Source organism: Streptomyces sp. YPW6 (assembly GCF_018866325.1).
GTDB lineage: Bacteria > Actinomycetota > Actinomycetes > Streptomycetales > Streptomycetaceae > Streptomyces.
In genome coordinates this window covers 7357826-7371649 of record NZ_CP076457.1, presented here as the reverse complement: position 1 = coordinate 7371649, position 13824 = coordinate 7357826, and the positions used below count along the sequence as shown (strand labels likewise).

The following is a 13824-nucleotide window of genomic DNA, read 5'->3' as shown; positions in this document are numbered from 1 at the left end:
GGGGCACAGTTACGGACGTGCAGCAGCCCTGCCCTGCGCTGTCCCACCAAGCACCGCAGCACGCCGGGGTCGTGGTCCGGCGTGGTGCAGTACTACTGATGGCGGGCGCGCCAGTACGGGTTGTTATGTGGGAGGGTCGCGCTGACCCGCCCGTACATGCCGAAGGTCATCAGGAGTACGCCCACCACGAAGCTGAACAGGACGTTCTGCAGCTCGAAGGCGAGGAAGTTGTAGTCGCTCTCCAGTAGGGACAGGTTGGCGAACCCGCTGACGATGAAGGCCACTCCGGTGACCATGTTGAGCGTGGAGGCGAGGTTCCCGCCGATGACCGCACCGGCGAGGAGGACGACGCCGATCATGATGGAGAGGCTGCTCAGCGCACCGTTGGTGTTCAGCCCGAGGACTGTGTCACCACCGGTGCTGAAGAAACCGATCCGGTCGACCAGCCCGAGTACGCCGAATGTCACCAGGAATGCTCCGAAGAAGCCGGCGCCGACACGGTAGACGCGACTGAGCCGGTGATCCACCGGCAGGTGTTCGTCCAGACGGACACCACGCAGAGGCACTCGGGGCAGATGAATGACTGACATCAGAGCCTCCTCGGTTTCTGTTGCCCCGCCCATGTGTAATTCGGTGCAGACTCGTCGAAGGATGGGGTGGGGAACTGCGGAATCCTGCCGATAGTCCTTCCGGTCGCCGAACTTCGGGCGCTGGAGCAGATGGAGGCTGCCGAGCTGCCCGGCTCCTTCCCGAAGCCCCGGGTCCTTGATCACCGTCTCGTCCAGGACGAGGTCCTGCCCCGCGCCCGCCACGGCGACCTGTCTGCTGCCCGATGGCACGAAGGAGAACGTCGACGCGCGGTCGCTGGCCATCGGGCACATGATCCTGGTACGTCCCGGTGAGCACGTGGAGCCGACGGCTGGGTCATCGGCGGGACGAGCGACGTCGACCGGGCCACCATCACCGGTGAGCCGCTGCAGTGGCCTCGCCGTGTGCGGTGGTGCTCCAACGCCGGACAGCGCGGGGTGTCGGCCGAGTCCGCCGTCGTCATGGAAGGCCTCGGGCAGATCGACACCGTGGCCTGGACGAGACCGGTACCCCGCTCCTCCCACTCGGAGTCGCCGGACACGAAGGCGCCACCGTCATCGTGGCCCTCAACGGCCGGCGCCTTCTGCACGAAGCCGCCTGGCCCCACCTCGCCCAGGGCGTCGCGTGATCCTCCCTCGTCGTGTCCAGGACAGCCGCTTTTGCCGTCGGCGGGGGCAGTCGGATGCCGGTGCTCAGCCGTGCGGTGTGTCCGGTGCGGATCCGCTGCCGTCGGGGCCGGGTTCCGGGAGGCCGAAGGGCATGGCGGGCGCTCCCAGTCCCTGGGGGTCGGGTTGGCCTGCCAGGGCGGTGAGCGCCGGGGTGGGGAAGGTGCGGGCGGTGTGTGCCAGGGCGTCTTGGTAGAGGGTGAGGGATTCCAGGCGGTCGGGTGGAAGGTGCTTGGTGAGGGTGGCGAGCAGGAAGCTGAGGCGTCGGTGGACCTGCAGTGAGGTTGCTCCCCGGATGGTGATTTCGGCCAGGGCGAGTTCCAGGAGATCCGTCCACCGGGGATGGTTGATGGTTGCTCGGGGTACGCCTGTGCGGTCGTGGTGGGTCGTGGGGCCGAGGGGGCACCTGGCCAGGCGCAGGAGGGCCGATTCGATCCGGTCGATCGCCTGGATCGCGGTGGTGGGGTCATTGACCGCCGGGGACAAGGCGCGCAGGGCGATGTCGACAAGGAGGCGCAGGCCGTAGGCGGGGTCGTGGTCCAGGCGGCGCGAGGGGCCGATGTGCAGGGCGCTGAGAAGTCGTGCGGTGTCGAGCTGGCCGGCGGGCGCTGCGGTGATGATCTGGAGCGCTGGGGTACCGGGTTCCACGAAGGTTCCGGTGGAGATGAGGCACACCACGTGGGCGTCGATGCGCTCCGCTGCCGCTGCGAGAGCGGCGCTGTCGATGCGTCGCACCACCCCTCGGCGCTGTACTGCCAGTTCGATGCTTTCGTCCGGCTGGAAGAGGGAGGCGGTGGCCGGTCCGTGTGTCCCATGGGTGGTCCATTCGCTGTCGAGCACGGCGTGGAGTTGCTGGGCGACGGCGCGGACGAGACCGCCTCCGGTGATCATTTCCCGCAGACCTGCGAGGCTGCGCAGGATGGCGGCGGAGGAGAGCAGGACGAAGACGACGGCGAGCGTGACGGAGAGGTTCGGAGCGAAGTCCGGGCGGATCTGGGTGAGGACGATCAGCGCGTACAGCGCGGTTCCGGCCAGGGCGCCGAACAGCATCAGGGAGCGCTCGAAATAGCCGAGGACTCCGGTGAGGCGCGGGGAAGCGGCCTGGACGGATTGGACGACGATGGTGGTGGCGGCCAGGACGAGTCCGAACAGGGTGATGACGCCGGTTGAGATGGCGCTGAGGGTGGCGAGCGCGGTGGCGGAGTCGTAGGTGAACCCTCCCAGGCTGGGATGGGTGCGCTCCAGCCGGGGCAGCCACCACCCGAGCATCGCTCCTCCGCCGGCGAGGGCGACGGCGGCGCTCCGGTTGGCCCATGACACGCGCTGTGTGCGGCTGAGCGGTGCGGGGGCTCGTCCCGGAGACGATGGGGGCACGGTGACTCGCCTTCGCGGTCGGCGGGTGGGGGCGGAATGTGCGGGCCTTGCCGCTTTCAGGGGGCGAGGACGATCACGGTGATGACGAGAGCGGCGAGCAGGAGCATGGCAAGCGTCAGGGCTCCGCCCGCAGCCGGTAGACGTCCCCGGGGTGCCGCGATGCCGTTCTCGCGGTCGCGCCACTGGGCGTAGCCGGCGGTGATGCTGCCGATCGACAGCGCGACGAGGTAGCCGCCCAGTGCGAGGCGCAGGCCCCGGGGGGTGATGTCGATCAGTTTGACGACGGCGAAGGAGGCGGCGAGAAGTGCCAGGGCGGTGCGCAGCCATGCCAGCAGGGTGCGTTCGTTGGCCATGGAGGTGCGGGCGGCCGCGCCTGCGGGAGGCCGTGGGGGCGGGGGCCGGCCTGCGGGCGGTGCTGGGGGGCGGTTCTCTCCTGGGGCGCCGGGTCGCCCGTCGGGTGGGCCGGGCTCAGGGGAGGACAATGGCGAAGTCGGGGTCGGGAGTGGTGAGGTGCCCGAGGAGCCGGGTGAAGGTGCTGGAGTCGCCGGTGATCCGGGCCTGGTCCTGGCCGGTGAGAGTCGCGAGATCGGTGGTGCCCAGCAGAAGATCCCGGAGGTCGGCCTCGGTGAGGGTGACCTCGGCGTCGGGGTCGGGGACCGAGGGGTCGGGGGGGCCGATGGTGTGGGTGAGTACCCCGTTGTGGAGGCGCAGGGTGACGGGGCGGTCCGGGGTGATGAAACGGATGGTGAGTTCGGTGTCCCAGCTGCCGGGACCGTCGACGCGGATCGCCAGCGCGTCGCAGAGCTGTTCGAGTGTGAGGGCCGACATGAGGTCGGGAGAGGCGGTGACGGTCGGGGTGCCGACGGGGCGGGAACGCAGCTCCAGAGCGCCGGTGAGGTAGACGTTGCGCCACGTCCCGTTCTCGCAGCCGTAGCCGAGTTGCTCCAGGGCGTCGGCCTGGAGAGACCGGGCACGGCTGTTGGCGGGGTCGGTGAACAGAACGTGGTTCACGACCTGCGCGACCCACCGGTAGTCGCCGCGGGCGAAGGACTCCTGGGCTTTGTCCAGGACTGTGTCGCATCCGCCCATGAAGTCGACGTACCGTGCCGCTGCCTCGGCCGGCGGGTGTTCCCACAGGTGGGCGGGGTTGCCGTCGAACCACCCGAGGTAACGTTGGTAGATCGCCTTGGTGTTGTGACTGACGGAACCGTAGTAGCCATGGGTGTGCCAGGCGCGTTCCAGAGCGGGCGGCATCCGCATCGTTTCGGCGATCTCCAGCGGGGTGAGCCCCTCGTTGATCATGCGCAGCGTCTGGTCGTGGAGATAGGCGTAGAGATCGCGCTGCTCGGTCAGGAAGCGGACGATGTTCTCGCGCCCCCACGTGGGCCAGTGGTGTGAGGCGAAGGCGACGTCGACGTCGCCGACGAACAGACGGACTGCTTCGGTGAGGTACTGGGCCCACACCCGGGGGTCTCGGACCTCGGCACCGCGCAGGGTGAGCAGGTTGTGCTGGTTGTGGGTGGCGTTCTCAGCCATGCACAGCGCGGCGTGACCGGGGAAATGGATGTTGAGCTCGGCAGGTGCCTCCGTGCCGGGCGTGAGCTGGAAGACCATGGTGATGCCGTCGACGGTCTCGCGCTGTCCGGTGGCGGTGACGTCGAGGGTGGGGGCGATGAGTCCGCTCGTGCCCGTGGAGGTCGTCTGTCCCAGGCCGGCGCCAATCTGTCCGCGTTCCCCCGGCGGGAGGGCGGGACCGTACATGTAGGCGGTGCGGCGTGCCATGGCCGTACCTGCGTAGACGTTCTCGCTGGCGGCGTGATGCATGAAGCCCTGGGGCGCGATGACCGGGACACCCGCGTCGAGGTCCGCCTGGCCGATCACGCCACGCACGCCCCCGAAATGGTCGATGTGGCTGTGCGTGTAGAGCACACCGCTCACAGGGCGCTCGCCGCGGTGACGTCGGTACAGAGCAAGGGCTGCGGCGGCGGTCTCGGCGCAGATGAGGGGATCGATCACCAGCACTCCGTGATCGCCCTCGACCAGAGTCATGTTCGACAGGTCGAAGCCCCGGACCTGGTAGATGCCCTTGGTCACCTCGAACAGCCCGTGGCGGGCGACCAGCCGGCTCTGCCGCCACAGACTCGGGTTCGCCGTGTCAGGACAGTCACCGTCGAGGAACTCGTAGGCGGAGAGGTCCCACACCGTCCTGCCCTCGGCATCGGTGACCACGGGGTCCTCGGCAGTGGCGATGAAGCCGCGCCGCGCGTCGTCGAAGTCGCGCATGTCGTCGAACGGGAACCGGCCGTAGGTCTTCGCGTTGGCTTCGGCGACGGACGGCTCAGCCATCCGCGACCGGCATTCCTCGGTCACACGCTCCTCCTTCACCGTGCGCCACAGACAGCGCTCACGTACAGCAGCCTCACCCCGCGCCGCGCCCGCCGCACGGCCATAGGCCCCGTTCGGGTACAGGCCCCAGCACACCAGGGAGAAGCAGACACTCTCCACGCCACCAGCCCGGCCCCGGCACTCACGGCACAGCCGAACTGTCCGTAACATGACGATTCATGCCGATTGAGGAAGTAGGTGAGTCCTCGCTGCCGGAGGTACGCCGGATGAGAAGGCCCGAGCGATCGACGATCCGCAGCTCGCCGAACCTGCTTCCCGTAGCCACCATGCTGGGCATCGCCGCCGTGGACGCTGCCACAGGATCGATGTACGTCCTGCTGCCCGTCTACGCGGCCGGTCCGGCCATCGCCTCCGCCCGGGGAACGGTGCGCAGTGTCACCCTCATGGGGGCAGCTGCTGCCGTGCTGTGCCTGCTCTCCGCCTGGAAAACGGGCCGCTACGACGATCTGCGTCTCCCGGTCGCCCTGACGGCGATCGCCTACGTGACCCTGGCCTCCGCCTACGCTGCGCGGTCACGCAGAAAGATCGAACAGCGCCTGGTCGATGTCCGAGAAGTGGCCTGCACCCTTGAGGACGTTCTCTTCACACCGGTCCCCCCGACGATCGGCCCCGTCCGCATCGGGGCCTCCTACGTCTCCGCCAACCACGCCACCCGCATCGGAGGAGACCTCTACGACGTAGAGCCCTTCCCCGGGGGCCTACGCCTCGTCATCGCCGACGTACAGGGAAAGGGGCTGGGCACCGTCCGCTGTGCCTCGGTCGCCCTTGCCGCCTTCAGGGAATCCGCCCCCTCAGCCCACGCTCTGACCGACGTCGGCCTGCGCATCGAGCAGGCCCTGGAACGCAGAACCGACGGTGAGCGCTTCGTGACAGGCATTCTCGCGCAGATCGGCACGGACGGCAGCCTCCTCGTCTTCAACCACGGCCATCCCCCGCCCCTCCTGCTCCCGCGCGCCGGACGCCCCATGCCCGTCGAGTCCGACGAACCAGTGCCGCCCTTCGGACTCGCGGTACTGACAGGCACCACCGACCTTCGGGACAGCGTCACCCGACTCACCCTCAACCCCGGTGACAGACTCTTCTTCTACACCGACGGCCTGAGCGAGGCGCGCAACAGTACGGGACACTTCTACCCGGTGCATGAACGTGTACCTCGGCTGCTGAAAAGCGGCACCCCTGAAGAAGCCCTCGACCTGCTCCGCGCGGACGTCGCCACGTTCACCAGCGGACCGCCGGATGACGACTCGGCCCTTCTCCTGTTGGAGTTCCAGAGCCCGAGCTAGCGGCGCGCCCGCCCACGGGGGCGGACTCTTGCCGTTGCAGAAGCCGGATACCAGCGGTCGGAGCGGCGATCCGTTCGGCTCCGTCATGCAGTTCAGGGGCCGATGAGGGCTGGAGGAGCAGCGCGCGTGCTTGCGGTCCGGAGGGTAGACGCACCTGCTGGCCGCCGACCTTGCGCTGCTGACCGCCCATCGCTCCGACCAGGTGCGGATGATCAACCGCTTGCGGCACGTACTGACCGGCATCTTTCCCGCGCTGGAGCGGGCCTTCGACTACTGCGCCCACAAGGGTGCGTTGGTGTTGCTGACCGGTTGCCAGACGCCGGTTGTGATCCGTCGCCGCGGCAGGGCCCGGCTGACGGCCTGGCTGGCCAACCGCAGTTCCGGGGGCCGACACGGTCGCCGCAACCGCGCTGGAAGCCGCGCAGGCCCCGCAGACCGCACTGCCCGGTGAAGATTTCAGATCGTCGCCGACCTGGCGACTCAGATCCTGGATCTCGACGACCGGCTGAAGCGCATCGACAAGCAGGTCTGCGAGACGTTCCGCAGCCACCCCAGGCAGAGATCATCGAGATCTTTGCCCAGTATGGGCCCGATACTCGGAGCCGAGTTCGTCGCGGCGGCGACCTGTCGGCTTACGTCGACGCCGGCCACCTCGCCTCGGCGGCCGGTTCTGGTTGCCCGTGCCGCGTGATTCGGGCCGCCGCACCGGCAACCTGCACCGGCCCAAGCGCTTCAGCCGCCGCCTGCGGCGGGTCTTCTACATGTCCGCACAGACCAGCATCATCCGCGAGGGCCCGAACCGGGACTTCTACCTCAAGAAGCGGGGTGAGGGCTGCAAGCACGTCCAGGCCGTCATGGCCTTGGCCCGCCGACGAGCGAGCGTGTTGTGGGCCCTGCTGCGTGACGGAAGGGTATTCACCTCCGCCCCGCCGGTCACACAGACGGCTTGACTTCGTCATCAATTCTCCTGTGACAGCTGTTCGGTAGGAAGGTCGGCCACGACGCGACGCAGTGGCAGTTCCAGACGCCGCCCCGGGATCGCCCATCTCGCGAGGGAGCGCTTGGCGGCCCGAGCCCGGTGGGCGGTGAGGCCGGGCAGGTAGAGGGCATCGGCCAGCAGGGCAGCCGCGCCAGCCGAGTCGATCGCGAGGGTGAAGACGTGTCGCTCGTCGCGACGGACGCGGAATCCCGCTGTGCGCAGCAGTGCGGGAAGTCCGTCGCGGGCCTGCGGGTTGGGCCACGGCTGGCGTACGGCGCGCAGGGCCGCCATCACCCGGACCCAGCCGAGCATGCCGGACGGGGAGAGCCCGGACTGGGAGGGCACCAGCGCCGCGAGCACTCCTCCGGGCCGCAAGACCCGCCGGATCTCCCCCAGCGTCTGCGGCAGGGGCGTGACCACCGGCAGGCACATGGCCGCGCAGACCGCCCCCACGCTCGCCGAAGCAGCCGGGAGCGCGTCCACTGCGGCCCGCACCAGCGGCCCGCGACCCCGCCGAGCCGCCTCGGCGAGCTCCTCGGCCGAAAAGTCGACCCCGACCCAGTCGGCGTCCGGCAACTCCTGTCGGGTGGGTGCCGAACCGCAGGCCAGGTCGAGGATCGTGCCCTCGATACCCCGCAGCGGTTCGGCCAGCCAGGCGTAGGGGGAGGTGTCGGCCAGGGAGAACAGTTGCTCGGTGATGCCGGCGTGCTCCTGGTGGTACGCGGTGATGAAGCGCCGCCAGTCCGGTTCGTCCATCCAGCCCTCGCCCCTCCTGTGGCTCATGGTGGCTGCTCGCGCCCGTGTGCTTCCCTCGGGAACCCTGCCGGGCTGTTCACGCATTCCGTTTCGGACACGCCGCAGGCGCGCGGATGAAGCGGGAGGGCCATCGTGACCGTGATTGTGGGGGCGGGGAAGGGAAGGAACCGACTGCGTCAACGGGTTCCCTTCACGTCCCACGCCCGCGCGCCGGCCGTCCCACGACGGCGCACCGACAGAGAGTTCGCGCCATGAAGAGGTATGACCTGGTGGTCATCGGCGGCGGCAGTGCCGGTCTGACCGCGGCCCGCACCGCCGGACGCCTCGGCGCCCGCACGCTGCTCGTCGAACGCGACCGGCTGGGCGGGGACTGCCTGTGGACAGGGTGCGTACCGAGCAAGGCACTGCTGCATGTCGCCGCCGACGTCCAGGCCGCCCGCCGCGCCGCTTCCTACGGGCTCCCGCCTGTGTCCGGCCCGGCCGACCTCACAGCGGCCATGTCGGAAGTGAAACGGGCGATCGGCGCGATCGAACCCCACGACTCGGCCGAGGCACTCGCCCCAAACGGGGTCCACGTGGCACACGGCGCCGCCTCCTTCACCGGCCCGGGAACCTTGACCGCGGGCGAGCGGGAGGTCTCCTTCCGGTACGCGCTGATCGCCACGGGCTCCTCGCCGGCCCTGGTGCCGATCCCCGGCCTGGTCGAGAGCGGGCCGTTGACCAGCGACACGGTCTGGGAGCTGTCCGAACTCCCGCGCCGCCTGGTGGTGCTCGGCGGCGGGCCGATCGGCTGCGAGCTGGGGCAGGCGTTCGCCCGGCTAGGGTCGCAGGTCACTCTCGTGGAGGCGATGGACCGCCTGGTGCCGCGCGAAGAACCCCGGGCCTCCCAAGTCCTGCGCGAACGGCTCCAGTCCGAGGGCGCCACCGTACTGACCGACTACCGCGCCGAGAGAGTCGATGCCCACGCCGTTCACGGGCCCGGTGGTCCTCTCCCCTACGACGCTCTGCTGGCCGTCACGGGGCGCCGTTCCCACACCCGCGGGCTCGGCCTGGAGGCGGCCGGCGTGGAACTCACCGATGCCGGTCATATCCGCACCGACGGGCGACTGCGCACCACGAACCACCGGATCTACGCCGCCGGAGATGTCACCGGCCGCTCGGCCTTCACCCACCTGGGCGGCACGCAGGGTGGAGCAGCCGCCGTCGACGCTCTGCTGGGGGTGCGCCGCCCCATCGACTACCGGGCGGTGCCCCGGGTGACGTACACCGATCCCGAGATCGCCCGCGTCGGCCTCACCTCCGACGAGGCACACGCGAAGTACGGCGACCACGCGAGCGTCCACACCCTGGACAACGACCGGGTGGACCGGGCGGTGGCCGACGGCCGCACCGAGGGCTTCACCACCCTGGTGCTGGGCCCGCGCGGGAAGATCGTCGGAGCCACGGTCGTGTCACCGAGGGCCGGCGAGACCATCGCCCATCTCGCGGCGGCGGTGCGCCTGGGCTGGACACCCTCCGACTACGCCCGCACCGTGCACCCCTACCCCACCTACGCCAACGGCCCCTGGCACACCGCGCTGGCCGACGTCTACGCCCGTCTCGCCCGGGGCGGCGGCCCCATCGGCGCGCTGCTGAAACTCCGCAGAGGAGTGATCAGGTGATCCTTCGTCTCGTCCTGGGCCTGCTCCTCGCGGCGATGGCGCTCGGCCAGGCCGCTTCGTTCGACGCGATGCCCGCCATCCTGACCACGTACGGTCTGACATCCGGTGCGGCCTCGACCGCCCTGGCCGTGGCGTTGATCAGCGCCGAGGCCGTAACGGCCCTCTGGTTCCTCGCCCGGCCCCGCTCCCGCGCCACCACGCCCGTGTGGCTCTACACCGCTGTCGCGGTGGCGTGGTCGGTACTGGCCTCCCAGGCGTTCGCCCGCGGGCTCGTCCTGGACAACTGCGGCTGCTTCGGTACCTACCTTGCCCAGCCGCTGCGCTGGTACGTCCTCGTGGAGGATGCCCTGATGCTGTTGTACGCCGGGTTGCTGTGGCGCGGCCTGCGCCGGGCCGGGCCCACGTCCTCGCCCGCCACATCTCGTACGGATCGAACCCCGCAGGAGAAGCCCTGATGCGGATCACCGCGAAACTGCGCGCCCTCGAACGTGCCACCCGCCCCTACGACACCGAGTTCGCCGCGGCGATGGAGCGCCGCTGGAAGGAGCTCCCCGACACCGCCCGGAGCCCCGGCCAGATCCTCGGCCGGCACGGCGTCGGCTGCGAGGGCACCCACGGCGTCTTCCCCAAGTGCAACCTCAAGTGCACCCCCTGCTACCACTCCAGAGACGCCAACCAGGTACGCGTCGACGGCCCGCACACCCACGAACAGATCACGGCACAGATGCGCCTGCTGCGCGACCTGCGTGGCCCACGTGCCCACACCCAGCTCATCGGCGGCGAGGTCAGCCTGCTCACCCCCGACGACCACGCCGCCGCGCTCGCCATCATGCGGGACCACGGCCGGGAACCGATGAGCTTCACCCACGGCGACTTCGACGACGACTACCTCACCCGCCTCGCGCTCGGCCCGGACGGCACACGGCGCTTGGACCGGCTGTCCTTCGCCGCGCACTTCGACAAGTTCATGTACGGCCGGCGCGGCATCGAGCGCCCGCCGGATGAGAAGTCGCTCAATCCCTACCGCGCCCGGTTCGCCGCCATGTTCCGCCGCCTCCGGCGCGAGCACGGTGTGCGGTTCTTCCTCGCCCACAACATGACCGTCACCCCCGGCAACCTCGACGAGGTCGCGAGCATGATCCGCGACTGCCACGCCATGGGCTACGGCATGTTCTCCTTCCAGCCCGCCGCCTTCCTCGGCGACGAACGCCGCTGGAAGGAGAAGTTCCGCGAGGCGACCCCGGACGCCGTGTGGGCGGAGATCGAGCGCGGCGCCGGAACCCGCCTGGACTACCGGGTCCTCGAAAACGGCGACGTGCGCTGCAACCGCACCGCCTACGGCTTCTACGTCGGCCGCCGCTGGTATCCGTTCCTCGACGGCGACGACCCGCGCGACCTCGCCGTACGCGACGCGTTCTTCCGCTACTTCGGGAAGGTGACCTTCACCGGCACCCCGCCCGCCCTCCTCGCGGCAAGGATCGTGCGGGTGGCGGTCCGCCATCCGTCCACCGTGGTGACAAGTTTTCGCTGGCTGGGCCGTACCGCCCGCCGCGTCGGCCTGCTGCGGCTGGTCCGCCACCGGATGCGGGTGCGTACGGTCACCTTCGTCATGCACCAGTTCATGGACGCCGACGTCGTCGCCCCGGCCTGGGAGATGATGCAGCGCGGCGAACAGGCAGAAGAGCCCCGGCTGCGCGAGACCCAGGAGCGGCTGGCCGCCTGCCACTACGCCATGGCCCACCCCGAGAACGGCACCCTCGTCCCCGCCTGCGCACAGCACGCCGTCCTCGACCCCGCCGAGAACGCCGCTCTGCGCACCCTGCTGCCGATCGTCGAGGTCCGCACCCCCACACGCCGCTCGCCCGGCACATCCGGCACGTAACCGAAGAACCGAAGGAGAAGCAGTCCATGCGCATAGGTGTCATCACCGGCTCCGGCAGCTACGACTGGCCCCACCTGGAGGGTGCGGCCGAGCGGACCGTCGTCACCGAACACGGCGCGGTCACCGTCACCGAGGGGCGCCTCGGGGGCGCGGAGATCGTGCAGCTGTCCCGGCACGGCACCGGCCACCACCGCCTGTCCAGCCAGGTCGACCACAAGGCGAACCTCGCCGCTCTGCTGGCCGTCGAGACGGAGGCCGTGGTGTCCTTCACCGTCTGCGGCTCCCTCGACCCGGACCTGCGGCCGGGCTCGCTGGTGGTCTTCGACGACCTGCACTTCCCCGCCAACCGGTTGCCCGACGGCACCCCCTGCACCTGGTACGACACCCCCGGCGGAGCCGGACGCGGCCACTGGATCTTCGACCGGCCCTTCAGCGAGCCCCTGCGCCAGGCGCTGATCACCGCCGCCGACCAGACCGGGGTGCCCGTCGCGACACAGGGCGTGTACGGACACGTCGACGGTCCCCGGTTCAACTCGCGCTCGGAGGTGGCCGCGCTGGCCGCAGCCGGGGTCAGTGCGATCAGCCAGACCGCGGGCCCGGAGGCCGTCCTGGCCGGTGAGGCCGAACTGCCCATGGCCCTGGTCGGGTTCGTCACCGACTACGCCAACGGCGTCGGCCCCCAGCCGGAACCTGTACAGGCGCTCCTGGACCGCATGGCGGCCAGCAAGGAGGTCTTCGCAACACTGGCCGGGCACGCACTGCCATCCCTGGACAGCGTGAGCACGGCAGGCTTCGTCTACCGGTTCGACACGTGAACGCCACCGCTCACCGCGGCATCCCCGCGATCCTGATCATGGCCAAGGAGCCCCGCCCCAGCACCGTCAAGACCCGGCTGCATCCCCTGCTCGGCCCGCAGCGCTGCGCCGAACTCCAGGCCGGGCTCATCCGCCACACCGTGGAACTGACCACCGTCCACGCTCCGCGGACCTACCTCGCCTACGCCCCGGCCGACGGCGGCGACGCGATCGGCACCACGACACCGGCAGGCGTCCGGCTGCGCCTCCAGCGCGGCGAAGACCTCGGCGGGCGCCTGGCTGCTACCGTCACCGACGCCTCCACCGACGGCGCGGGCCCGCTCCTGGTCATCGGCACCGACGCGCCGCTTCTCACCGGCGACCACCTGACCGCCGCCTTCACCGCCCTGGAAAGCCACGACGTGGTGCTGGGCCCCGCGCTCGACAGCGGCTACTACCTGATCGGCCTGCGCGCCCCCCACACCACCACACTCTTCGCCCTCGACGCGGACGTCTGGAGCACGGACCGGGTACTGACGGCGACCCGCAGAGCCGCCCGGCGCGAAGGGCTGAGCGTGGAGCCGCTGTGCCCACTGCGGGACCTGGACACCCCCGCAGACGCGACCGCCCTCCTCTCCGATCCGGCGCTGCCCGCGCCGATCACCGCTCTGATCCAGCCGGTGGAGGGCCCATGACACAGGTGTCGATCATCGTCCCGGCGCTCAACGAGGAAGCCGCGATTCACCGTGCGGTGAGCCGCCTGTGCCGTGACTTCCCCGACTGCGAGCTGATCGTCGTGGACGGCGGTTCCACCGACAGAACCGCCGAACTCGCCGCCGTCCACGCCACCGTGATCACCAGTGAGCGAGGACGGGCCCGACAGATGAACGAGGGCGCACGGCACGCCTCCGGCGACATCCTCTGGTTCGTCCACGCCGACACCGACATCGACCCCGACGCGCTGGACCAGATCCGGGCCGCACTCACCGACCCGGCCGCGGTCGGAGGCGGCCTCACCCTCCGCTTCGACCGCAGAACACCCGCCCTGAACTACCTCGCGTGGACATCCAACGCCCGGGCCCGCCGCCTCCACCACATCTTCGGCGACCAGGCCATGTTCATCCGCCGCACCGTCTTCGACGAACTCGGAGGCTTCCCCGACCTGGCCATCATGGAGGACCTGGAGATGTCACGGCGCCTGCACCGCCACGGCCCGCTGCGCCTGCTGCCCGCCACCTCGACGGCCTCCTCCCGACGCCTGACCGCCCACGGCACCTGGCGCATGATCGCCTTCATGCAGTACCTGAAACTGCTGTACTTCGCCGGCGCAGACCCCGAAGCCATCCGCGCCCGCTACACCGCCGGCCCCCGCCTCTTCCCGAAGAGAACCCCGGCCGTGCCACGCACCGGCCGTCCCTGAGCCTCTCGTCCCGCAC

Annotated in this window: 12 protein-coding genes and 1 pseudogene; 8 read left to right on the top strand and 5 right to left on the bottom strand. The window is 70.2% G+C overall.

Features of this window, described 5'->3' with window-relative positions:
* Window positions 1-92 precede the first annotated feature (92 nt).
* The 4 genes from KME66_RS32245 to KME66_RS32230 form a co-directional block, all read right to left on the bottom strand.
* On the bottom strand, window positions 93-590 hold the full coding sequence (locus tag KME66_RS32245) for a DUF4383 domain-containing protein (RefSeq protein ID WP_216329765.1): 498 nt from the start codon (window positions 588-590) through the stop codon (window positions 93-95).
* A 690-nt stretch (window positions 591-1280) separates the two neighbouring features.
* Complete coding sequence (locus KME66_RS32240; protein ID WP_216328570.1) at window positions 1281-2573, bottom strand: DUF2254 family protein; 1293 nt, start codon at window positions 2571-2573, stop codon at window positions 1281-1283.
* A gap of 110 nt (window positions 2574-2683) precedes the next feature.
* A complete protein-coding gene (locus tag KME66_RS32235; RefSeq protein WP_216328568.1) occupies window positions 2684-2980 on the bottom strand; it encodes a DUF202 domain-containing protein in 297 nt (98 codons plus the stop codon).
* Between the two features lie 115 nt (window positions 2981-3095).
* Complete coding sequence (locus KME66_RS32230; protein WP_216328566.1) at window positions 3096-4973, bottom strand: alkyl sulfatase dimerization domain-containing protein; 1878 nt, start codon at window positions 4971-4973, stop codon at window positions 3096-3098.
* 218 nt (window positions 4974-5191) lie between these two features.
* Here KME66_RS32230 and KME66_RS32225 point away from each other — a divergent pair, with 218 nt between their 5' ends.
* Together KME66_RS32225 and KME66_RS32220 are read left to right on the top strand one after the other, a co-directional pair.
* Complete coding sequence (locus KME66_RS32225) at window positions 5192-6316, top strand: PP2C family protein-serine/threonine phosphatase (protein WP_216328565.1); 1125 nt, start codon at window positions 5192-5194, stop codon at window positions 6314-6316.
* A 157-nt stretch (window positions 6317-6473) separates the two neighbouring features.
* Window positions 6474-7266 (top strand): annotated as a pseudogene (locus KME66_RS32220) (transposase); the annotation flags it as partial.
* An 8-nt stretch (window positions 7267-7274) separates the two neighbouring features.
* Here the strand turns inward: KME66_RS32220 and KME66_RS32215 are convergent.
* Entirely contained in the window at window positions 7275-8078 is an 804-nt protein-coding gene (locus tag KME66_RS32215) for a class I SAM-dependent methyltransferase (protein WP_216328563.1), read from the bottom strand.
* Between the two features lie 224 nt (window positions 8079-8302).
* Here KME66_RS32215 and KME66_RS32210 point away from each other — a divergent pair, with 224 nt between their 5' ends.
* The 6 genes from KME66_RS32210 to KME66_RS32185 are packed head-to-tail and all read left to right on the top strand — an operon-like array spanning window position 8303 to window position 13808.
* On the top strand, window positions 8303-9712 hold the full coding sequence (locus KME66_RS32210) for an FAD-dependent oxidoreductase (RefSeq protein WP_216328561.1): 1410 nt from the start codon (window positions 8303-8305) through the stop codon (window positions 9710-9712).
* Window positions 9709-10167, top strand: coding sequence for a MauE/DoxX family redox-associated membrane protein (locus KME66_RS32205; RefSeq protein ID WP_216328560.1), 459 nt, complete (start codon window positions 9709-9711; stop codon window positions 10165-10167). The genes KME66_RS32210 and KME66_RS32205 overlap by 4 nt, the downstream gene beginning before the upstream one ends.
* Window positions 10167-11594 carry a radical SAM domain-containing protein gene (locus KME66_RS32200; RefSeq protein WP_216328558.1) on the top strand — a complete coding sequence of 476 codons (1428 nt, stop codon included), beginning with the start codon at window positions 10167-10169 and terminating at the stop codon, window positions 11592-11594. Before KME66_RS32205 ends, KME66_RS32200 begins: the two co-directional genes overlap by 1 nt.
* Before the next feature lie 26 nt (window positions 11595-11620).
* Window positions 11621-12409, top strand: coding sequence for an MTAP family purine nucleoside phosphorylase (locus tag KME66_RS32195; RefSeq protein ID WP_216328556.1), 789 nt, complete (start codon window positions 11621-11623; stop codon window positions 12407-12409).
* Window positions 12406-13083, top strand: coding sequence for a TIGR04282 family arsenosugar biosynthesis glycosyltransferase (locus KME66_RS32190; protein ID WP_216328554.1), 678 nt, complete (start codon window positions 12406-12408; stop codon window positions 13081-13083). Before KME66_RS32195 ends, KME66_RS32190 begins: the two co-directional genes overlap by 4 nt.
* Window positions 13080-13808: a TIGR04283 family arsenosugar biosynthesis glycosyltransferase gene (locus KME66_RS32185; protein ID WP_216328552.1), complete on the top strand. Its 729-nt coding sequence runs from the start codon at window positions 13080-13082 to the stop codon at window positions 13806-13808. The genes KME66_RS32190 and KME66_RS32185 overlap by 4 nt, the downstream gene beginning before the upstream one ends.
* The last annotated feature ends 16 nt before the right edge of the window (window positions 13809-13824 follow it).